We start from the raw sequence: 21,064 nt of genomic DNA, 5'->3' as shown, positions 1-21,064 counted from the left end.
GTCTAGGAGATCACGCTCAGCCGGCGGGGGACTCCACGCGATCGGTGCAGCTCGCGGTCGCCCGCTCGAGTCCGGGCTGGATGCTGGCGGACAGCTTCTCGACGACCGTGCGGAAGTCGATCTCGGCACCGCGTCGGATGATGACCTCGACGGCGGGGTCGCGCCCGTAGGTGACCAGGCGTTGACGCTCCTCCTCCTGGTCGAGCACGAGCCAGTCCACGCTGCCGATCGTGGTGCAGACGAGATCCGACGGCGCGGGCGGGGCGACGCCGCATCGGAGCACGATCGTCGGATCTCCCCAGGCTCCGGTGGCCTGGGCATCCGTCCACACGCGGTCGAAGCCGGCGACGTTCTCGGGCAACAGCACCGACACATTCGCGCAGGCCGGGTTGTTCGCGTCGTCTGCGGGCTCGAGGTGGATCGTCGTCGAGCATCCGGCGAGGGCGACCGCAAAGGCTCCGGTGACCGCGACGGCAGCAGCGAGGCGACGGAAGAGGGGCATGCTTCCAGGCTACCTTTGAGTTCATGCCCTCCCGACCCGAGAACCACGACCCCCTGCTCGGTGAGCTCTCGGAGGGGAGCATCCTGCGGGCCATCCTGTCGCGCACACCGCCCGGGTCGCACACGATCCTCGGTCCCGGAGACGACGCGGCGGTGATCTCCGTCCCATCGGGTTCGGTGGTCGCGACGACCGACACCCTCGTGCACGGTCCGGACTTCCGTCTCGCCTGGACCTCCGGCTACGACCTCGGTTGGAAGGCGGCCGCGGTCAACCTCGCCGACGTCGCCGCGATGGGAGCTCGTCCGACGGCACTGCTGGTGGCCCTCGCCGTTCCCCGCGATCTGCGGCTGTCGTTCGTCGAGCGGCTGGCCGACGGCTTCCGCGAAGCGTGTGCGGCGCTCGCGCCGGGCTGCGCCGTGGTCGGCGGCGATCTGACGGTCTCGGATGTGCTGACCGTCGCGGTCACCGCCCTCGGAGACCTCGAGGGGCGCCCTGCCGTCACACGCTCGGGTGCCCGACCGGGCGAGTCCGTCGCGATCGCCGGCGAGCTGGGCCTGGCGGCCCTCGGGCTGGCGGTGCTGTTCGGCCGTTTCCGCGACGGCGAGACGCCCGCCCCCGTCGATCCGTCGAGGCTCGGCGACGGTGAGGCGGCCGCGGTCGCCGCCCAGCTGCGACCGTCGCCGCCGATCGGTCTCGGACCGATGGCCGCCGTGGCGGGTGCGACCGCGATGATGGACGTGTCCGACGGGCTCGCGCTCGACGCCGGTCGCCTGGCGGATGCCTCCGGCGTCACCCTCGCCCTCGACGGGCATGCGCTCGGTCCGGATGCGCGTCGCGCCCTGGCCGGAGGCGAGGACCACGCGCTGCTGGCCACGTTCCCCGAGGGGATGCTCGCCCCGGGTTTCCGTGTGATCGGACGCGTGGTCGAGCGATCCGATGGCGCGGTGCTGTGCGACGGGGAGCCCGTGGACATCAGCGGCTGGGATCCCTACCGCGACTGGGACTCCGCCGCGGGCTGATCATCGATCAGTTCCTCGCGGGGCTGCGCCCACCACACGGTGGTGTCGCCGTATGTCTTCTCGCGCACGAGCTCGAGCCCCGCGGCGTCGAGATCCGGCGCGGTCGACCGGCGTGCGCGCTCGACAACGACCAGTGCGTCGGGGGAGAGCAGCGGCGCGAGCGCGACGAGATCCGCCGTCATCGCCTCGTCGTCGAGGTCATAGGGCGGGTCGGTGAAGACCAGGTCGAACGGGCCCTGCGAACGCAGGAGGAACGGATGCACGGCGCTCTCGTGCACGCGGGCCACGGCGACTCCGCCGGCGCGTGCGACGGCCGCCGAGTTCCTGCGCACGATCGACGCGGCGGCGCGCCCCCGTTCGACCAGATCGGCGCTCCGAGCACCACGGCTGAGCGACTCCAGGCCCAAGGCGCCGGAACCGGCGTACAGATCGAGCACCCGGGCCTCATCGATGGCGCCGAACGACTCGAGCGCTCCGAAGAGCGACTCGCGCACCCGATCGCTCGTCGGGCGGGTGCCCGCATCCGGCACCTCCAGGCGCGTTCCTCCGGCCGTACCGGCGATGATCCTCGTCACCCGTTCACGATACGACAGCCCGAGTGACGCGGGTGTCGGTGGCGTTCCCTAGACTCGATGCATGTCGCTCACCCTGGATTCGTCGCTCGACGACGCGTTGGGTACGACGACCGCGAAGACGCTCGATCGAGCGTTCTCGATGCGCACGGTGGGCGATCTTCTCTCGCACTATCCGCGACGCTATGCCGATCCGGGCGAGCTGACTCCGATCCGCGAGCTGCCGCTCGGCGAGACGGTGACGATCGTCGCCGAGGTGCTCTCATCGAGCTTCCGTCGCATGCGCAACCGCAACGGTGCGATGGTGGACGTCGTGATCGGCGACGGCATCGGCCGGATGTCGCTGACGTTCTTCGCGAAGAACATCGGGCAGGCGGAGTGGCGCTCGAACGATCTCGCGGTGGGTCGGCGAGGCGTGTTCTCCGGCAAGGTCGGCGAGTTCAACGGCGTGACCCAGTTCGCGCACCCCGAATACGAGTTGTTCGATGACGAGGATTCCGCTCGACGCAGTGCGGATGCCCGCGCTTCGGTGCCGATTCCGATCTACCCGGCGACGTCGACGGTGCAGACCTGGCAGATCGCGAGATTCGTCGGTCGGGTGATCGATGCGCTCGTCGACGTGCCCGATCCGCTCCCGGAATCCGTGCGATCCCGCGAGGAACTCCTCACCGCGCGCGAGGCCATCGAACTCATCCATCGCCCCCGCACCAAGAACGACATCGATCCTGCCGTGCGCACACTGCGCATGCACGAGGCGCTGACTCTGCAGACGGCTCTGCTCCAGCAGCGCGACGCGGTGCGCGCGCTCTCGGCGACTCCGCGCGCCGCATCCCCGGGAGGGCTGCTCGAGCGCTTCGACGCTGCGCTGCCCTATACGCTCACGCCCGACCAGCAGACGGTCGGCGCTCAGGTCGCCGAAGATCTGGTCGGCGCGTGGCCGATGAACCGGCTGGTGCAGGGCGAGGTCGGTTCGGGGAAGACGCTCGTCGCCCTGAGGGCGATGCTCCAGGTCGCCGAGAGCGGTGGACAGGCGGCGCTCATCGCCCCGACCGAGGTGCTCGCCGGGCAGCATCTGCGTTCGATCACCAAGATGCTCGGTCGCGAACTGGCACCGCTGGTGATGCCGACTCTCCTCACCGGCCAGATGCCGGCTGCCGAGCGACGCAAGGCCGCGCTGCGGGTCGCCTCCGGCCAGGCGTTGATCGTGGTCGGCACCCATGCACTCCTCGGCGAGAAGACCACGTTCGCCGACCTGGGGCTCGTGGTCGTCGATGAGCAGCACCGCTTCGGCGTCGAGCAGCGCGAGGCACTGCGGGCGAAGGGCTCGAGCCCGCACGCACTCGTGCTCACCGCGACGCCGATTCCGCGCACGGTCGCGATGACGGTCTTCGGCGACCTCGACACATCCGTCATCCGGACGATGCCGGCGGGACGAGCGGGGATCGAGTCGTTCGTCGCTCCGCTCGCCGAGCATCCCGGGTGGTTCAACCGGGTCTGGGAACGCGCGGCGGAGGAGATCGCCCAGGGGCGCCAGGTCTTCGCGGTGTGCGCGGCCATCGACACGGCGAAGAAGACCGGCGAGGCGGGGGAGCAGCCGGCGGTCGCCTCGGAAGGTGCGAACGGCCCGCGCTGGGGCGTCGTGCAGCTCGATGAGGCGCTCGCGACCCATCCCACACTCGGCGGGTTGCGACGTGCGGTCCTGCACGGACGGATGCCGTCCGACGAGAAGGATGCGGTCATGCAGGCGTTCGCGCGCGGCGAGATCGATCTGCTGCTCGCGACGACCGTGATCGAAGTCGGTGTGGACGTTCCGAACGCGTCGACGATGATCGTGCTCGACGCCGATCGCTTCGGCGTGTCCCAGCTCCATCAACTGCGTGGACGAGTCGGTCGCGGCGGCGTCCCGGGGCTCTGCCTCCTGGTGACGGAGGCCGAGTCCGGTTCCGTCGCCCGAGAGCGCGTCGACGCCGTCGCAGCTACGCTCGACGGCTTCGCGCTGGCCGAGGTCGATCTCGAGCTGCGCGGCGAGGGCGACGTACTCGGCGCCGCCCAGGCGGGTGTGCGCTCGTCGCTCAAGCTCCTCCGCGTCGTGAAGGACGCGGGCCTCATCGTGCGCGCTCGCGAGCTGGGCGAGGAGATCCTCGCGTCGGATCCTGACCTCGTGCGACACGCGGGTCTGCGCGATGCGATCCTCCGGCGTGTGAGCGACGAAGACAGAGCCGCGCTCGCGAAGAACTGAGTTCGCCGTCGGCTCCGGCGAGCTCATCGAAGAGGTGCCCTAGGCTGGTGGGCATGAGCAGCAGGATCGCCGTCGTCCCCGGTTCCTTCGATCCGCCCACGCTCGGACACCTCGACGTGATCCGGCGGGCCGCGACCCTGTTCGACGAGCTCCACGTGCTCGTCGTGCACAACCCCGGCAAGGAGGCGATGCTCCCGATCGCGCAGCGCATGTCGTTGCTGGAGCGGTCGATCGCCGACGACGGGATGCCCGGCAACATCATCATCGGTTCCTGGAGCATGGGTCTGCTCGTCGACTACGCGCGCGACGTGAATGCGGGAGTTCTCGTCAAAGGCATCCGTTCTCAGATCGACGTGGCCTACGAGTCGCCGATGGCGATCGTGAACCGTCACCTCGCCGACATCGAGACCGTGTTCCTCCTGCCCGATCCCGCTCACGCGCTGGTGTCGAGTTCTCTCGTCCGTCAGGTGGCCTCGCTCGGAGGCGACATCTCCCCGTTCGTCCCGCCGGCGGTGGCGGAGTTCCTCGACACGGGCGCCCGCGGGATCTGAAACGGAGCGTTCGCCCAGCCCCGCCTGGGTGAGGGCCGGTAGCATTGTCGGGTGCGATCCCGACTGAACGGCCCCTTCATCCTGCCCGTCCGCGACATCGTCCGGCGGCCGGGGGAGATGCGCGAGCATACCTTCGCGGTGACGCTTCCCGAGCAGTGGGGCGAGGGGATCGTCTCCTTCGAGAAGGGCTCGACCCTCGACCTCGACGTGCGCCTGGAGTCCGTGCACGAGGGGATTCTCGTCTCCGGAGCGGCCGACGCCGAGTACGTCGGCGTGTGCGGTCGATGCCTCACCGACATCGCTCGGCCCGTCGAAGTCGAGTTCCAGGAGCTTTTCGCGTATCCTGGTGAGGAAGAAACTGACTTCGAGGTTCAAGACGACCACGTGGATCTTGAAACTCTCGTCAGGGATGCGACCGTTTTGGCGCTTCCATTTCAGCCGGTGTGTCAGCCGGGTTGCCTGGGTCTCGACCCGGAAACGGGCGAAAGGCTGACCGCGAGCACCGGAACGGAGCAGGCCGCTCCCATCGATCCTCGATGGAGTGCGCTCCAGCAGATCACAGACCAAGACGGAACGGCACAGAGCCGCGCCGCCGAGAAAGAAGAGAGCTAGTCATGGCTGGTAACCCCCCGAAGCGCAAGGTTTCCCGTTCGAACACCCGCTCGCGCCGCGCGCAGTGGAAGGCGGCGCCCGTCGCCCTCGTGAAGACGATCGAGAACGGCAAGGTCGTCTACAGCCGTCCGCACCAGGCGAAGGTCGTCACCGACTCGCAGGGCACCGAGCTGTTCCTCGAGTACAAGGGCCGCAAGGTCGCTGACGTCTGAGTCGCGAGTCATCGTGACGGAGGTCCCTGAGGCGAAGCGACCTCTCCCAGCCAAGCTCCGCGTCGATATCGACGCGGAGCTTCTGGAGTTGGCGCTCACTCATCGTTCCTACGCCTACGAGCACGGCGGCATCCCGCACAACGAGCGTCTCGAGTTCCTCGGGGACTCGGTGCTCGGGCAGGCGGTGACCGTGATGCTGTTCACGACGCACCCCGAACTCGATGAGGGGCAGCTGGCCAAGCGCCGAGCGAGCGTCGTGTCGACGGTGGCGCTGGCCGAGGTGGCGCGAGGGATCGACCTCGGCAGCCACCTGCTGTTGGGGCGCGGCGAAGAGCAGACCGGCGGTCGCGACAAGGACTCGATCCTCGCCGACACCATGGAAGCCGTCATCGGCGCGACCTACCTTTCGGCGGGTCCGGATGCGGCGACCGAACTCGTGTTGAGACTGACCCGACCGCTGCTCGACGACCCCGAGCGCTACGGCGCGGCGATGGACCCGAAGACGAGCCTGCAAGAGCTCGCAGCGCGCATCGGTGCGACGCCGCCCGTCTACGGCGTGGTCGCCAGCGGCCCGGATCACGACCGGCGCTTCACGGCGACGGTCGTCGTCGGTGATGTACGGATGAACGGCCTGGGCAGCAGCAAGAAGACGGCCGAGATGGCTGCGGCGCTCAGCGCCTGGCGCTTCCTCAGCGAACGTGCCTGAGCTTCCCGAGGTCGAGGTCGTCCGAGCGGGGCTCGCTCCCGCCATGACCGGCGCGATCATCACGGGTGTCAGCGTGTTCGACGAGCGCGCACTCACCCGGCATCCTGCCGGCGCTGCGGATTTCGTGCGTCGTCTCGAGGGACGCCGGGTCATGACCGCCTCGCGGCGCGGCAAGTTCCTGTGGCTGCCACTCGAGTCCGATGATTCCGCTTTGGTCGCGCATCTCGGGATGAGCGGCCAGATGCTCCTGCGCGCCCCGGACGCCTCGGCCGAGCGTCACGAGCGCATTCGTCTGCACATCGAGCATCCGACGCACGGCGAACTGGCGGTCGTGTTCGCCGACCAGCGCACATTCGGGTCGCTCGCCGTCGACGCACTCGTCGCTGACGGCTCGAGCGCCGTGCCGTCCCAGGTGCTGCACATCGCACGCGACCCGATCGATCCGTTCTTCGACGACGTGATCTTCCGCTCGGCTCTGGCAAAACGCGGCAGCGCGATCAAACGGGTCCTCCTCGACCAGACGGTCGTCAGCGGCATCGGCAACATCTACGCCGACGAGGCGTTGTGGGCCGCGCGCATCCACCCCGAGACCCCGGCCGACCGATTGTCGACGCAGGCCGTGCGCCGGCTGCTCGGCGAGGTTCGATCCGTGCTCGCCAAGGCCCTCGCCGAGGGCGGCACGAGTTTCGATGCGCAGTACGTCAACGTCAACGGTCAGGCGGGTTACTTCGCCCACTCGTTGAACGCCTACGGGCGGCAGGGCAAGCCGTGCCCGCGCTGCGGCGGACCGATTCGACGCGAGGCCTTCATGAACCGCTCGTCGCACTACTGCCCGCGCTGCCAGCGGCGTCGTTGACCCGGCGGGCCGCACTCAGAGCTTCTTCTGCCACGCCCCGGCATACGACACCGGCACGAAACCGATCGCCTCGTTGATGTCGAGCATCGGCCGGTTCTCCTCGGCGTTGAAGGTCGAGACGCGCGTCGAGGCCGGCGCGAGTTCGCGCCACCGCAGCAGGTTCGCGCACTTGACGATGGTGCCGAGCCGATGCCCGCGGTGCTCGCGAGCGACGAGTGTACCGAACTGATGCGTCACGCCCGTGCGGTCCTCACCGATGAGCAGCTCGTTGTAGGCGACGATCGCGCCGGTCGGCACGTGTTCCACCGCGGCGACGGAGACCATCTGGCCGGCGCTCGTGAGGCGGGCATCACGCCGTGCGACGCGTGCGGCATCCCACTCCTCGGCGTCGAACTCCATGTCGCCGCTGGGCGCATCGGTCACCAACCGTGCGAGCACTTCGGCATAGCCCTCACGCAGTTCCGACGGGGTCGGCAGGTTCCACTCGATGCGGCGGTAGTCGGAACCGGCACGGCTCTCGGCCTGTTCCAGAGCGGTGCGCAGCGGCGCCGGGTTGGCGGTGAGATCGAGTTCGCTGTTGCGTTCGACCTGCTCGAGTCGGTAGCCGTGCGCCTCGAGAAGGTCCGTCAGTGCGATCGCGGGTACTCGTCCCCACCCGGTCTTCGGGACCAGCATCCGATCAGCCTCGATCGGGCGGTGCAGGCTCCAGATCTGGAGGATGTCGCGTCCGCTCGCGTGCGCTTCTCGCTCCGCGCGATCCAGGAGCGCGGTCTCGACACCCTCTCCCCAGTGCTCCTGCGGCACGAGCAGATCGAGTTCGGCTGCCCGCGCCCCAGCCTCCTGGGCGTAGTCGACGGTGACGGCACCGACGATGCGGTCGCCGCGTCGGGCGAGGAAGCCCGTGTGCAGTGTGTCGGTCGTGTCCTGCCACGCGGGTAGCATCTGCGCGGCCGTCGGTGCGAGATCGGGCAGTCCGACCATCTCGTCGCACACCCGGTGTCCGAGCTCGCCGTAGGCGAGGAACCCCGCGGCGTCGGCGTCGTCGAGCGTCGGGGGAACGGCGAGGGGGATGATCGTCGTCGGGGCGGTCATGTCAGTTCCTTCTTCCAAGCGCCCTCGTAGGCGCACGCGGTGAAGCCGATCGCTTCGTTGATGGCGAGCATCGGCCGATTCTCTTCGGCGTTGTAGGTGATGACTCGGACGGATGTCGGTGCGATACCGCTCCAGCTCTGAAGCGCTGCGCATTTCACCCGCAGCCCGAGCCGATGCCCGCGGTGCTCGCGCAGCACCAGCGTGTCGTGCTGGATCGTGGTGGTCGATCCGCCCGTACCTGTGCCGAGCTCGGTGAACGCGGCGAGTTCGCCCGTGACGATGTGCTGGGCGGCGGTGACCTGAAGAGTGTGACCGGCTTCGGCCTGTCGTCGCTCCATGCGGCGCACGCGCGCCGCGTCCCATGCCTCCTCATCGGCGTCGAGGTCGGCCGACGGGGCATCCGTCGACATGCGCGACTTCAACCAGGCGTAGCCGTCGAGGTGCTCGGCCGGTGTGGGCAGCGTCCAGCGCACGATCCGGTAGCCGCTCGATGCGGCCTCCGCCTCGGCGAGGAGGTCGTCGCTCCGCGCGCGGGCGAGGTCATCGAGGTCGAGCAGGCTGATCCTGTACACCTGCTCGAGCGCGAAGCCGCTGCGGGTGAGGAAGCGGGCGACGTGGTCGTTCGGGACGCTGCCGTACCCAGTAGGCGATTCGAGGCGAGCGCCGTCAGCGGTGGGTTGCTCCGTCCAGTTCTGGATGACACTGCGACCGTGTGCACGCGCCGCCTCCTCGACGTGAGGGAGGATCGCCCGCCCGATGCCGCGCCCCCAGGCGAGCGGGCGTAGCTCGATGGTCGCGATCGCCACACGTGACCCCGCCTCGTGAGGGAGATCGACGACGACGCGCCCGATGATCTCGTCGGAGAGCCGAACGGCCCACACGAGCGTCGTCTGCTCTTCACGAGATCGCAATCGGGGGAGGAGCTCGGCCGGCGACAGATCCTGCTCGTCGCGTCCGGTGAGTTCGCGGTAGACGAGGTTGCGGACGCGGGCGAGTTCACGGAACTCGCCCGCGTCCGCTGCATCCGCTCGGGTCGGAACCACGAGCGGATGCAGCGTCGCGCCGGCGCTGAGGGGGATGCTCATCAGATTCTCCTTCTCAATGCATCTGGCGCTGGAGGTGGTACGCGAGGATCGCCGCGCTCTCCTGTGGGCTACGGTGCAGTTCGTGGAGGAACAGCGGCGCAGCCGGAGCGAACTCGCGCTTCGGCCGGCGGGGTCGTTGCGCCCGGCGGAGCAGCCAGAGGCCGATCCGCAGTGACAGGCGATCGCCCAGCGACAGCGCGCGAAGTTCGTCGGGTTCGGGGATATGCAGGACCGTCCGGTCCTGAGTATCCGGTGGGTGGGTGATGTTGCGGGACAGCGTGATGTTCACGGTGGTTTCCTTCGAAAGGGGTGTGCAGAATGCGGAGAGCGCGGCGTCGACGACCGGATGACCGGACGGACGGACGCGCAGAGAGCGCGAGAAGCGGATGCCGAGAGGCGTGAGTCGCGGATCGATGACGATCGGCGGCGGCGCACAGGGCGGTCGGCGCGGACGGATCCGCCGAGAGGATCAGTCGAGGGCGGGTGCTGTTCTAGGAGACAGCGATGCCATCGACGCCGAGATCGGTTACCGAGTACGCGAGGCGCAGCGCAGTGGAAGCGTGCGCGACCAGACCGTTGGTCTGTGCGGAGAGCTGAATGTTCATCATCGGTAACCTCCCTTCTTGAGGCGTCGGTGGCCTAAGCTAGCGAACCTCCGGACGTCGAGTCAAGCATTTTCCCAGTTTCACGGCGTGTCGCGCGTGTCGTTCTCCGGTTCTTTCCGCGCGCTCTCCCGGCGGAATCCCGTGTTTCCGGTAACGTATGGGCGTGATTCTCCCCGAACGAGCGGTGCCCCGATGCATCTGAAGAGCCTGACCCTCAAGGGCTTCAAGTCGTTCGCGCAACCGACGAGTTTCGTCTTCGAACCCGGTGTGACGTGCATCGTCGGTCCGAACGGTTCCGGTAAGTCGAATGTCGTCGACGCTCTCGCCTGGGTGATGGGGGAGCAAGGCGCGAAGACCCTCCGCGGCGGGAAGATGGAGGACGTCATCTTCGCGGGCACGTCGACGCGTGGCCCCCTGGGACGTGCCGAGGTTCAGCTGACCATCGACAACAGCGACGGTGCGCTCCCGATCGAGTATGCCGAGGTGACGATCAGTCGCACGCTCTTCCGCAACGGATCGAGCGAGTACGCCATCAACGGCGACAGCTGCCGGCTCCTCGACCTGCAGGAGCTGCTCAGCGATTCCGGACTCGGTCGTGAGATGCACGTGATCGTCGGGCAGGGGCGCCTCGACACCGTCCTGCAGGCGTCACCCGAGGATCGGCGCGGGTTCATCGAAGAGGCCGCCGGCATCCTCAAGCACCGTCGGCGCAAGGAGAAGACGGTCCGCAAGCTCGACGCGATGGAGACGAACCTGACGCGTCTGAGCGATCTCGCGGGGGAGATACGCCGCCAGCTCAAGCCGCTCGGCCGTCAGGCCGAGATCGCCCGTGAAGCGCAGTCGATCGCCGCCGTCGTGCGTGACGCGAAGGCGCGCATCTTCGCAGACGATGTCGTGGCCCTGCGCACCGCCCTGGCCGACCACACGCGCACGGAGAACGAACGACACACCGAGCGCCTCGTGCTCTCGGACCAGGCCGAGACCGTGCGGGCGAGCATCCACCGGCTCGAACAGGATCAGAACTCCGTCGCCGTCGATCAGGCGCGCAGCGTCGCGTTCGGGCTGGAGCAGGTGCAGGAGCGCATGCGCGGTCTCTACACGCTCGCCAATCAGCGCCTCGCTCTTCTCGGCACCGAGGACGATGATGCCGCGGTGACCGCGGTCACCGTGACGCAGGCGACGATCGACGAGGCCAAGGACGACATCACCGAGATCTCGGCCGGCCTCGGCGATGCCCAGGACGCGGCCGTCGCGGCCAGCCGCGAGGTCGTGAACGCACGCGCCGAGCTCGACACCCTCGACGTCGACATCGCGGAGCAGAGCGCTCTGGTGTCCGAGTACGACATGCGCCTCTCGGAGCTGCGCGGCACCGCTGACGCGGCCGCCTCCGCGCTGGCGGCCGTACGCGGGGCGGTGCTCCGGCAGGAGAATGCGCTGGAGGCCGCCAACGAACGGCGACGGGAAGCGGCCGAGGCGCTCGAGAACATCGAGGATGCCGAGGCGCCCGAAGGCTCTGCGGCCGAGTACTCCGCGGCGTACGAGAGCGCGCAGCGTGCGGCGACCGCGGCGGAGGCAGAGCGCGAGACTCTGCGAGAGCGGCTGCACGCCGCCGAGCGCGAGGTCGACTCGTTGACGGCCAAGGCGGCGGCTCTCGGGAGCGCGCTGGCTCTGTCGGGAGGTTCCGCCGAGATCGTGAAGGCGGGCGGCCCGGGTATCCGGGGGCTCGTCGGCGACGCGGTCCAGGTCCGATCGGGCTTCGAGGCCGCAGTCGCTGCCGTGCTCGGACCCCTCGCCGAGGGCGTGCTCGTCGATACAGCCGCCGATGCGTTCGCGCTGGCTGCCGAAGCGGCCGATCAGCGGAGAGGAGTGGTCGACTTCGTCGCGGCAGAGACCGCCCGACGCTCGGTCGAACTCCCGCAGTTGAGTGGGGTCACCCCGGCCGTCTCCGCGGTCGATGCGCCCGCGGGAGTGCTCGGCATCCTCTCTCATGTCCTCATCGCCGACGATCTCGATGCCGCCCGCGCGGCGCGCACCGCGCTGGATGCGCTCGACGACGAATCGACCACGATCGTCACCGTGGGCGGAGACGTCGTCACCGCCCACAGTCTGCGTACCGGGTCGGGAGGCGAACGCTCACGCCTCGAGCTCGCGGCCGAGCGCGACGCCGCCACCGAGCGGCTCGCGGAGGTGCAGGTCATCGTGGATTCGCTCCGGGAGGCACGGGAAGAGGCGAACGAGGCCGTCGAGACGACACGGCGCCAGTCGAAGGACGCCCTGCGTGCCCTTCGCGAGCTTGACGCGGCGCTGGCCACGCATGCCGAGCAGGTGAACCGCATCACGGTGCGCCATGAGGCCGCGGTCGCCGAGTGCGAGCGTCTCGAGACCGGTCTCGCACAGGCGCAGTCTGCGGTGGCGGATGCCGAGGCCAAGGCGGAGTCCGCGAGGGCCGCACTCGACGATGCCGTCTCCGCTCCACGTCCCGTACTCGATGCCTCGGCTCGTGACGGGCTGCTGGAGGCGTTGGAGTCGGCGCGCGAGGGCGAGGTGCGGGCGCGGCTCGAAGTCGAGACGCTCCGTGAGCGCGTACGCGCTGCGCAGTCGCGGGTGACCGCCCTGGAACGTCAGCGCGAGCAGGAGCGCGACGCAGCGGCCGAATCCGCCCGCCGTGCCGTGATCCGCCGCGCGCAGCGTGAGGCGGCCGCCGGTGTCGCCGAAGAGCTGCCGCGCGTTCTCGACTCGCTCGACCGCTCGGTCACCGAGGCGCGCGTGGCGTTGGCGGAGGCCGAGACGGCTCGGGCGGCCCAGAATCAGGAGCTCACCGCACTGCGGGCACAGGAGTCCTCACTGCGGGAACGCCTGGCCGGGCTCACCGAGAGCGTGCACGGCCTCGAACTGCAGATCCACGAGAAGAAGCTCCACCTGACCGGGCTGCTCGAACGCGTTGCCTCCGAGCTCGCGCTCGACGAAGACATCCTCGTCGCCGAGTACGGCCCCGATCAGCCCGTTCCACGCGACATCGCCGAGGTCTCGGACGACCACGAGATCGACGTCGACCTGACCATCCCGTTCGACCGCCGCATCCAGCAGCGACGACTGGCCGACGCCGAACGCAAGCTCGCACAACTCGGCCGGGTGAATCCCCTCGCGCTCGAGGAGTTCGCCGCGCTGGAACAGCGTCACGCGTTCCTCACCGAACAGCTCGCGGATCTCACGCAGACCCGTCAAGACCTGATGACGATCATCGCCGACCTCGACGAGCGGATGCAGACCATCTTCGCGAGCGCGTTCGCGGATACCCAGCAGGCGTTCGGCGAGGTCTTCCCGCTGCTGTTCCCCGGCGGTACGGGGAGCATCTCGCTCACTGATCCCGAGAACATGCTCACGACCGGGATCGAGGTCGCCGTGCGCCCGGTCGGGAAGAAGATCGAACGACTCTCCCTGCTCTCGGGTGGAGAGCGCTCACTCGCAGCCGTCGCTCTGCTCGTGGCGATCTTCAAGGCTCGTCCGAGTCCCTTCTACATCCTCGACGAGGTCGAGGCCGCGCTCGACGACGCGAACCTTGGACGACTTCTCACGGTGTTCGAGCAGTTGCGGGAGACCTCGCAGCTGCTGGTGATCACGCACCAGAAGCGCACGATGGAGATCGCCGACGCGCTGTACGGCGTGTCGATGCGTCAGGACGGGGTCTCCGCGGTGGTCGGGCAGCGCGTGGGTGATCGCGCGTCCGCGGCGAGCTGAGCTCTCGGCGCGAATCGCCGGGGCGGCGGCGGACTCTGCGATGCCTCCCGACCCGTAGGCTGGGGGGATGGCGGAGAAGTCCTGGTCCCTCGGTCGCGCACTGCGCGGCATGTTCGTCAAGCCCACGATCGATGAGACGACCTGGGACGACCTCGAGACCGCGCTGATCACGGCGGACTTCGGTCCCGACATCAGCGAGCGGATCGTCGAAGAGCTCCGGGCGAAGGTCGAGCGGTTCCGCACGACCGACCCTAAGGACCTCCAGCGGATGCTGCGCGAGACCCTCGAGGAGCACTTCGCGAAGTTCGACACGACGCTCAAGCTCACCGAGCGCCCCGCTGTGGTGCTCGTGGTGGGCGTGAACGGTGTCGGGAAGACGACCACGATCGGCAAGTTCACGAAGTTCCTGCGCGGATTCCAGCGCAGCGTCGTCGTGGGCGCCGCCGACACCTTCCGCGCGGCGGCCGTCGACCAGCTCGCCACCTGGGCTCAGCGCGGGGGAGCGGCTATCGTCCGGCCCCAGCAGGAGGGCCAGGACCCGGCATCCGTCGCCTTCCAGACCATCGAGTACGCCCAGCGGGAGGGCATCGAGATCGCGATCATCGACACGGCCGGCCGTCTGCATACCAAGGGCGGTCTGATGGACGAGCTCGGCAAGATCCGGCGTGTGGTCGAGAAGCAGGCGCCGATCAGCGAGGTGCTGCTGGTGCTCGACGCGACGACCGGTCAGAACGGTGTGATGCAGGCGGAGTCCTTCCTGCAGCATGCGGGGGTCACGGGACTCGTGCTCACGAAGCTCGACGGCTCCGCCAAGGGCGGTTTCGTTCTGGCGGTTCAGGAGCGCACCGGCATCCCCGTGAAGCTCCTTGGCCAGGGCGAAGGCATCGACGACCTGACCGGATTCACCCCGCACGTGTTCGTGCAATCACTTGTCGGATGACGACGGGACTACCGTCGCGAGCATGAGGCTGGTTTCATAGCGGTATGGCGATCGAACACGACTACTTCGGGCTCCTCTCCTCAGGGCCGGACGGATCGATCTTCTGGTCGGAGACGGTCGAACTCGGCGACCAGAGCGTCACCGTCGACCTGACCGCGCCCGATCAGGACGACGTGTCGTCCGAGGCGCTCGATATCGCCGCCTCGTTGATCGCCGGGCTCGAGAACGTCGATGACACGGCACGTCGCGGGATGCTGTCGGAGGTCGACGACCGCACGAGCGAGGTCACCGAGTACATCCTGCAGCAGCAGGAGGCCTACGGTGACGATCTGCCCGATGTCCTCGTCGACGTCTCGGGCGATGCGGCCGTCGACATCATCCGTTCTCTCCGGCTCATGAGCATGACGATCCTCGCGGACGAGCACGGTGGATCCGAGCCGTTCGCGGTGCTGGAGTACGCGCTCGACGCCGGCACCACCGATGACGTCCTCCTGGTGAACCTCGGTTCCGACGGCGGCGTGCAGTCGGTGATGAGCGCCGACTGACGCGACGGTCTTCTGCTCAGACGGCCTGGGCGAACCCCAGATCCGCGCTGTCGGCGATATGGGCGAGGTGCGCCGGGATCTCTCGTCCCTTCGACACCATCGACTGCGCCCACAGTCGGCCCGCACGGTACGACGATCGCACGAGAGGCCCGGCCAGCACGCCGAGGAAACCGATGCGCTCGGCCTCGTCCTTGAACTCGACGAACTCCGCCGGCTTCACCCAGCGCGCGACCGGGAGATGGCGTGGCGACGGGCGCAGGTACTGCGTGATGGTGATGATGTCGCACCCGGCGTCGTGCAGATCCTGTAGCGCCTGGACGACCTCTTCCGGTTCCTCACCCATGCCCAGGATGAGGTTCGACTTGGTGATGAGGCCGGCGTCTCGCGCCTGCGTGATCACGTCGAGCGAGCGCTCGTAGCGGAACGCCGGGCGGATGCGCTTGAAGATACGCGGCACGGTCTCGACGTTGTGCGCGAAGACCTCGGGGCGCGCATCGAAGATCTGACCCAGGAACGCCGGATCGGCGTTGTGCTCGTTGGCCAGCAGCTCGACCCCGGTGTTCGGGTTGAGTTCGTGGATCTTGCGGACGGTCTCCGCGTTGAGCCAGGCTCCCGTGTCCGGCAGATCGTCACGCGCGACGCTGGTCACCGTCGCGTAGCGGAGGTTCATCCGAACCACGCTCTCGGCGACGCGACGCGGCTCGTCGATGTCGTAGTCGGCGGGCTTGCCGGTGTCGATCTGGCAGAAGTCGCAACGTCGCGTGCACTGCGAGCCCCCGATGAGGAAGGTGGCCTCCCGGTCCTCCCAGCACTCGAAGATGTTGGGGCAGCCGGCCTCTTGGCACACGGTGTGCAGGTCTTCGCTCTTCACGAGCGATTGCAGGGCCGTGTACTCCGGGCCCATCTTCGCCTTGGTGCGGATCCATTCGGGCTTGCGTTCGATCGGCGTCTCGGCGTTTCGTACTTCGAGGCGGAGGAGCTTGCGCCCCTCGGGGACGGCGGTCATGCGGCGACTCCTGAGTATTCGGTGGCGAAGGTGCGGATCACGGAGGCGAGGACATCGGTGGGGGAGACGTCCGCCCCGACGATCTCGCTGATGGTGGTGACGCCGGCGTCGGTGATGCCGCACGGGATGATGTCGCGGAAGCCGGCGAGGGAGTTGTCGCAGTTGATTGCGAACCCGTGCATCGTCACGCCCTGCTGCACACGTACGCCGATCGCAGCGACCTTGTCCTCGGACAGCGGGCGGCGGACCCAGACCCCGCTCCTGCCCTCGACCTGGTGGCCGTCGACGCCGAGCGGTCCGAGGACGTCGATCAGCAGACGCTCCAGGCGCCGCACGTGGGCGACGACGTCGAGCGGCTCCTCGAGTCGGACGATGGGGTATCCGACGAGCTGCCCCGGCCCGTGCCAAGTGATCTTTCCGCCGCGGTCGACGTCGATCACGGGCGTTCCGTCGGCGGGGCGTTCGTGCGGCTCGGTCCGCTTGCCGGCGGTGTATACGGCCTCGTGCTCGAGCAGGATGAGCGTGTCGGGGCGCGTGCCGTCGACCACGTCGGTGTGGATGCGGCGCTGAAGCTCCCATCCTTGGGCATAGGGGACGAGGTCCGGAGCGAGTCCGGCCGTCACGATGTCGAGCATCCGATCTCCCGTCGAGTCATTGTTGTAGTGCGTCCAACAATACGCCTCGTCGTGCGCGCGGCGGTACATCGGCGCAGCGCGGTACCGTGAAGGCATGAAGTCCACCGGTCGTGCCGGACGCCCGAAGGCGTCGTCTCGCGAGACCCTCGCCGAGGCCGCCTGCGAACTCTTCCTCGAGCAGGGATACGAGTCGACCTCCATCGCCGAGATCACCCGGCGGGCAGGGGTGAGCAGGTCGAGCTTCTTCAACTATTTCGCGTCGAAGAGCGACGTGCTCTGGTCGGGCCTCGACACGCGCATCGCAGAGGCATCCGACGCTCTCGACGTCCTCGATCGTGACGCGAGCGACGCGGATGTGCGCGCCATCCTGCTCGCAGCGGTGCGGGAGTTCGCGCCCGACCCGCTGGCCCTCGCACTGCGGAACGTCGCGGCGATGGGCCTCGAAGACGAGCTCCCGCGCGATGCGGGTGTGCGCCAGGCGCGGCTGGGCGCGGCGATCGCGCAGGCCGCCCGCACCTCGGGGATCGATGAGATCCGTGCCGACATCCTCGGCGCGGCCCACGCCGCCGCGGTGCTCTCGTCGCTGAGGGTATGGGCGGAGCAGGGGGCAGGCCGCGCGGCACCGGAGAACGTCCTCCGCGATGCGCTCGACGTCATCGGTGACCTCCGCTGGTCCCGCTGATTCGAAGAGCCGAGCCGAGCAGACGATCCGAGTCGATCGACTCGCGTAGAATCGGAGCACCATGGCTACGTTTGGCACGCTCTCCGATCGGCTCACCGAGACCTTCCGCAATCTGCGCACGAAGGGAAAACTCACCGCGAGCGATGTCGATGGCACCGTGCGCGAGATCCGCCGCGCACTCCTCGACGCCGACGTCGCACTCGCGGTCGTCAAAGACTTCACGGCGAAGGTGCGCGAGCGCGCGCTCGGCGACGAGGTCAACAAGGCGCTGAACCCCGCCCAGCAGGTCGTCCAGATCGTCAACGAGGAGCTCGTGCAGATCCTCGGCGGCGAGCAGCGTCGTCTGCAGTTCGCGAAGACGGCTCCCACCGTGATCATGCTCGCCGGTCTCCAGGGTTCGGGAAAGACGACCTTCGCCGGAAAGCTCGCCAAGCAGCTCGAGGGCGAGGGGCACACGCCTCTGCTCGTGGCTGCGGACCTCCAGCGTCCGAACGCCGTCAACCAGCTGCAGGTCGTCGCAGAGCAGGCCGGAGCCACCGTCTACGCCCCCGAACCGGGTAACGGCGTCGGCGATCCGGTCAAGGTCTCGCGCGACGGCGTCGAGCACGCGCGCCGCCAACAGCACGACGTCGTGATCATCGACACCGCCGGACGACTCGGCGTCGACGCCGAGCTCATGAAGCAGGCGGCCGACATCCGTGCCGCGGTCCAGCCCGACGAGGTGCTGTTCGTGATCGACGCGATGATCGGTCAGGATGCCGTCAACACGGCGAAGGCCTTCCAGGAGGGCGTTGATTTCACCGGTGTCGTGCTCTCGAAGCTCGACGGCGATGCGCGCGGTGGAGCCGCGCTCTCGGTCGCGTCGATCACCGGTCGCCCGATCATCTTCGCCTCCACGGGTGAGCGCCTGGAGGACCTCGAGCCCTTCTACCCGGATCGTATGGCGAGCCGTATCCTCGACCTCGGTGACATCCTCACGCTGATCGAACAGGCGCAGCAGGCGTTCGACGAGGAAGAGGCGATGAAGGTCGCCGAGAAGCTCGCGACCGAGCAGTTCACCCTCGAAGACTTCCTCGAGCAGCTTCAGCAGATGAAGAAGATGGGCTCGATGAAGAAGATGCTGGGGATGCTTCCCGGCATGGGCCAGATGAAGCAGCAGCTCGACGACTTCGACGAGCGCGAGATCGATCGGACCGAAGCGATCATCCGGTCGATGACGCCGGGCGAGCGCCGCAATCCCAAGGTGCTCAACGGCTCGCGTCGTCTGCGCATCGCCCGGGGTTCGGGCATGACGGTCACCGACGTGAACCAGCTCGTCGCCCGTTTCGAACAGGCGGCGAAGATGATGAAGACGGTCGCCCGCGGCGGCACCCCGAACATCCCCGGCATGGGCCCGGTTCCCGGAATGGGACGGCCCGGCGCATCATCCAAGCGCGGCAAGAAGGGCAAGTCGGCGAGCGGATCGCGCTCGGGCAACCCGGCCAAGCGCGCGGCCGAGAACTCCGGAGCGATCGCTAGCGCGCAGCCGACCGGTTCGGGCTTCGGTCTGGGCGGCGGCGCGAAGGCGCCGAGCGAAGCAGATCTCGCCGAGATCCAGAAGCTCTTCGGCAAGAGCTGACGGCCCGCGCGGGCGTCGCTGCGAGCTGTCCGCCGACCAAGGCGGCGAGGACGACCGCGATCCCGACACCCTGGATGGCGGTGAAGGACTCGCCGACGACGAGGACGCCCAGGAGCGTAGCCACGACCGGGGAGAGCAACGCGAGCAGTCCGGGCGCGATCACCGGCAGTTTCTGGATGCCTCCGAACCACAGCGTGTAGGCGAAAAGGCCCCCCGCCGTCGCGAGCCAGGTGTAGCCGAGCGCGGCCGTCGCGTCGATCACCGGTGGCTTCCCCTCGATCAGGAGCGCGAGCGGCAGGAGGACGAGGCCTCCGGTGCCGAGCTGCCAGCCCGCGTAGGTGATCGGACCCACACCCTCCGGTCGTCCCCAGCGTTTCGTCAGGATCATCCCGGCGCCGGTCGCCGTCACGCCGCCGAGTGCCGCCAGGACTCCCCAGGCATCGAGCCCCGCCGATGGCCCGAGAACGATGAGCGCCACGCCCACCGCGCCTCCGAGCGCCGCGGCCGCGGCGAGCGGACGGATGCGTTCGCGCAGGACGAGCGCACCCAGCGTGAGCACGATCAGCGGTTGAGCGCCAGCCACCGCCGCAGCGACCCCTCCCGGAAGGCGCTCGGCGGCGAGGAAGAGCAGGGGGAAGAACGCACCGATGTTGAGTGCGCCGAGCACCACCGCCTTTCCCCACCAGGCGCCACGGGGGAGTCTGCGCGAGAGCAGGATCGCGAGGGCGCCGGCGGGCAGGGACCGGACGAGTCCGGCGAAGAGCGGATGCCCCGGTGGCAGCATCTCCGTCGTGACGAGGTAGGTCGACCCCCAGGCCATCGGTGCGAGAGCGGTGAGGAGCAGGATGCGCAGACGGGCCATGCTCCCAGCATGAGCGCGGGGCGAGTATGAGTCCAAGGCATTCTGCCCATGCGACCCATGACATGAGATCATGTAAGGATGGAGCTCCAGCAGATGCGCTATGTGGTCGAGGTGGCCGCGACGCTCAGCTTCACCCGAGCCGCTGAGCGTTGCTTCGTCACCCAGTCCGCGCTGAGTCATCAGATCGCTGCACTGGAGAGGGAGCTCGGACAGCGACTGTTCACGCGGTCGAGCCGGGGTGTCCGGGTGACCGAGGCAGGGGATGCATTCCTCGCACCGGCACGCCGCGCACTCGCTTCTGCACAGCAGGCCGTCGATGCGGTGGTTGCCGAGCCCGATCATCTGGAGGGCACCGTGCGGATCGGGCTCATCCCGACGGTCACCGCTGTCCGCGTCCCGCACCTCCTCGCGTCCTTTAGAGCCGCGCACCCCGCCGTGCGAGTCGAGATGGAGATGGGGAACAGCGACGATCTCGTCGCGAAGATCCGGCGCGGTGATCTCGATGTCGCGCTGCTCGGGCTGCATCCCGGGATCGAGCCCCGCGGAGTCGGATACCGGCAGATCGCCGTGGATCATCACGTCCTGGTGCTTCCGCGGGGGCACCGACTCGCGGCGCGCACGGAAGTGAGCCTCCGAGAGCTCGCGACGGACACTTTCGTGGACTTCCCGGCCGGGACGTCGGGGCGTGCCCAGAGCGACGTCGCCTTCCGCGCGGCGGGAGTCGATCGCGACGTCGCGTTCGAAGTCGACACGGCCGGAGTCATGCTCGATCTGGTCGCCGAGGGACTCGCGGTCGCGCTCCTCGCCCCGGGGGCGGTTCCCGCGAGCGCGACCGTGGTGAGCACGGTCAAGGTCGTCGATGGCCCGCGGCGGACGGAGTACGTCGCCTGGGATCTCGGCTCGCCTCGGCGTGTCGCGCGTGCGTTGCTGACGGCGCTCGATCGGGAGGCATCCGTCTGAGAGCAGCGAAGGGGCGGGCCCGGAGTT

Annotated in this window: 21 protein-coding genes; 13 read left to right on the top strand and 8 right to left on the bottom strand. The window is 68.7% G+C overall.

From position 1 onward, the window contains the following. Positions 1–16: 16 nt before the first annotated feature. Positions 17–502, bottom strand: a complete 486-nt coding sequence (locus ACIPVN_RS03110; protein WP_400439302.1) for a DUF3515 family protein — start codon at positions 500–502, stop codon at positions 17–19. Positions 503–525: 23 nt separating this feature from the next. Here ACIPVN_RS03110 and thiL point away from each other — a divergent pair, with 23 nt between their 5' ends. Next, a complete protein-coding gene (thiL, locus tag ACIPVN_RS03105) occupies positions 526–1,521 on the top strand; it encodes a thiamine-phosphate kinase (RefSeq protein ID WP_400439299.1) in 996 nt (331 codons plus the stop codon). On the opposite strand, the gene rsmD is transcribed toward thiL, so the two are convergent. Further along, complete coding sequence (rsmD, locus tag ACIPVN_RS03100) at positions 1,491–2,096, bottom strand: 16S rRNA (guanine(966)-N(2))-methyltransferase RsmD (RefSeq protein ID WP_400439296.1); 606 nt, start codon at positions 2,094–2,096, stop codon at positions 1,491–1,493. The genes thiL and rsmD overlap by 31 nt on opposite strands. Before the next feature lie 61 nt (positions 2,097–2,157). Here rsmD and ACIPVN_RS03095 point away from each other — a divergent pair, with 61 nt between their 5' ends. From ACIPVN_RS03095 to mutM, 6 genes are all read left to right on the top strand, one after another. Next, the gene (locus ACIPVN_RS03095) at positions 2,158–4,332 is read left to right on the top strand and encodes an ATP-dependent DNA helicase RecG (protein WP_400439293.1); all 2,175 of its coding nucleotides are present in this window, start codon (positions 2,158–2,160) and stop codon (positions 4,330–4,332) included. 53 nt (positions 4,333–4,385) lie between these two features. After that, the gene (coaD, locus tag ACIPVN_RS03090) at positions 4,386–4,883 is read left to right on the top strand and encodes a pantetheine-phosphate adenylyltransferase (RefSeq protein WP_400439290.1); all 498 of its coding nucleotides are present in this window, start codon (positions 4,386–4,388) and stop codon (positions 4,881–4,883) included. 63 nt (positions 4,884–4,946) lie between these two features. Further along, positions 4,947–5,495, top strand: a complete 549-nt coding sequence (locus ACIPVN_RS03085) for a YceD family protein (RefSeq protein ID WP_400443295.1) — start codon at positions 4,947–4,949, stop codon at positions 5,493–5,495. Positions 5,496–5,497: 2 nt separating this feature from the next. Beyond that, positions 5,498–5,707: a 50S ribosomal protein L32 gene (rpmF, locus tag ACIPVN_RS03080; RefSeq protein WP_247622624.1), complete on the top strand. Its 210-nt coding sequence runs from the start codon at positions 5,498–5,500 to the stop codon at positions 5,705–5,707. 13 nt (positions 5,708–5,720) lie between these two features. Continuing rightward, complete coding sequence (gene rnc / locus ACIPVN_RS03075) at positions 5,721–6,413, top strand: ribonuclease III (protein WP_400439286.1); 693 nt, start codon at positions 5,721–5,723, stop codon at positions 6,411–6,413. After that, positions 6,406–7,269 carry a bifunctional DNA-formamidopyrimidine glycosylase/DNA-(apurinic or apyrimidinic site) lyase gene (mutM, locus tag ACIPVN_RS03070; RefSeq protein ID WP_400439283.1) on the top strand — a complete coding sequence of 288 codons (864 nt, stop codon included), beginning with the start codon at positions 6,406–6,408 and terminating at the stop codon, positions 7,267–7,269. Before rnc ends, mutM begins: the two co-directional genes overlap by 8 nt. A gap of 15 nt (positions 7,270–7,284) precedes the next feature. Here the strand turns inward: mutM and ACIPVN_RS03065 are convergent, their stop codons facing one another. The 3 genes from ACIPVN_RS03065 to ACIPVN_RS03055 are packed head-to-tail and all read right to left on the bottom strand — an operon-like array spanning position 7,285 to position 9,735. Continuing rightward, positions 7,285–8,361: a GNAT family N-acetyltransferase gene (locus tag ACIPVN_RS03065; protein ID WP_400439280.1), complete on the bottom strand. Its 1,077-nt coding sequence runs from the start codon at positions 8,359–8,361 to the stop codon at positions 7,285–7,287. Next, entirely contained in the window at positions 8,358–9,446 is a 1,089-nt protein-coding gene (locus tag ACIPVN_RS03060) for a GNAT family N-acetyltransferase (protein WP_400439277.1), read from the bottom strand. Before ACIPVN_RS03060 ends, ACIPVN_RS03065 begins: the two co-directional genes overlap by 4 nt. 13 nt (positions 9,447–9,459) lie before the next feature. Continuing rightward, the gene (locus tag ACIPVN_RS03055; RefSeq protein WP_400439274.1) at positions 9,460–9,735 is read right to left on the bottom strand and encodes a hypothetical protein; all 276 of its coding nucleotides are present in this window, start codon (positions 9,733–9,735) and stop codon (positions 9,460–9,462) included. Between the two features lie 508 nt (positions 9,736–10,243). On the opposite strand from ACIPVN_RS03055, the gene smc reads away from it, so the two are divergent. From smc to ACIPVN_RS03040, 3 genes are all read left to right on the top strand, one after another. Further along, positions 10,244–13,789: a chromosome segregation protein SMC gene (smc, locus tag ACIPVN_RS03050; RefSeq protein WP_400439271.1), complete on the top strand. Its 3,546-nt coding sequence runs from the start codon at positions 10,244–10,246 to the stop codon at positions 13,787–13,789. A 67-nt stretch (positions 13,790–13,856) separates the two neighbouring features. After that, the gene (gene ftsY, locus ACIPVN_RS03045; RefSeq protein WP_400439268.1) at positions 13,857–14,729 is read left to right on the top strand and encodes a signal recognition particle-docking protein FtsY; all 873 of its coding nucleotides are present in this window, start codon (positions 13,857–13,859) and stop codon (positions 14,727–14,729) included. Between the two features lie 44 nt (positions 14,730–14,773). Further along, on the top strand, positions 14,774–15,274 hold the full coding sequence (locus ACIPVN_RS03040) for a DUF2004 domain-containing protein (RefSeq protein WP_400439265.1): 501 nt from the start codon (positions 14,774–14,776) through the stop codon (positions 15,272–15,274). Between the two features lie 16 nt (positions 15,275–15,290). Here the strand turns inward: ACIPVN_RS03040 and lipA are convergent, their stop codons facing one another. Beyond that, positions 15,291–16,280, bottom strand: coding sequence for a lipoyl synthase (gene lipA / locus ACIPVN_RS03035; RefSeq protein WP_400439262.1), 990 nt, complete (start codon positions 16,278–16,280; stop codon positions 15,291–15,293). Beyond that, positions 16,277–16,915 carry a lipoyl(octanoyl) transferase LipB gene (gene lipB, locus ACIPVN_RS03030; protein WP_400443294.1) on the bottom strand — a complete coding sequence of 213 codons (639 nt, stop codon included), beginning with the start codon at positions 16,913–16,915 and terminating at the stop codon, positions 16,277–16,279. The genes lipA and lipB overlap by 4 nt, the downstream gene beginning before the upstream one ends. Before the next feature lie 94 nt (positions 16,916–17,009). Here lipB and ACIPVN_RS03025 point away from each other — a divergent pair, with 94 nt between their 5' ends. Together ACIPVN_RS03025 and ffh are read left to right on the top strand one after the other, a co-directional pair. Beyond that, on the top strand, positions 17,010–17,597 hold the full coding sequence (locus ACIPVN_RS03025; protein WP_400439259.1) for a TetR/AcrR family transcriptional regulator: 588 nt from the start codon (positions 17,010–17,012) through the stop codon (positions 17,595–17,597). 61 nt (positions 17,598–17,658) lie between these two features. Continuing rightward, positions 17,659–19,215 carry a signal recognition particle protein gene (gene ffh / locus ACIPVN_RS03020; protein WP_400439257.1) on the top strand — a complete coding sequence of 519 codons (1,557 nt, stop codon included), beginning with the start codon at positions 17,659–17,661 and terminating at the stop codon, positions 19,213–19,215. Here the strand turns inward: ffh and ACIPVN_RS03015 are convergent. Next, positions 19,112–20,077 (bottom strand): EamA family transporter, encoded by a 966-nt coding sequence (locus ACIPVN_RS03015; RefSeq protein ID WP_400439254.1) that lies wholly within the window; start codon positions 20,075–20,077, stop codon positions 19,112–19,114. The genes ffh and ACIPVN_RS03015 overlap by 104 nt on opposite strands. Positions 20,078–20,155: 78 nt before the next feature. Between ACIPVN_RS03015 and ACIPVN_RS03010 the strand changes: the two genes are divergently transcribed. Next, positions 20,156–21,037 (top strand): LysR substrate-binding domain-containing protein, encoded by an 882-nt coding sequence (locus ACIPVN_RS03010; RefSeq protein ID WP_400439252.1) that lies wholly within the window; start codon positions 20,156–20,158, stop codon positions 21,035–21,037. Positions 21,038–21,064: the final 27 nt, after the last annotated feature.

Origin of the sequence: Microbacterium sp. NPDC090003, from assembly GCF_044748385.1 — a bacterium.
Classification (GTDB): domain Bacteria; phylum Actinomycetota; class Actinomycetes; order Actinomycetales; family Microbacteriaceae; genus Microbacterium.
Note: the sequence above shows the minus strand (reverse complement) of the source record. Positions and strands in the feature narration are given on the sequence as shown.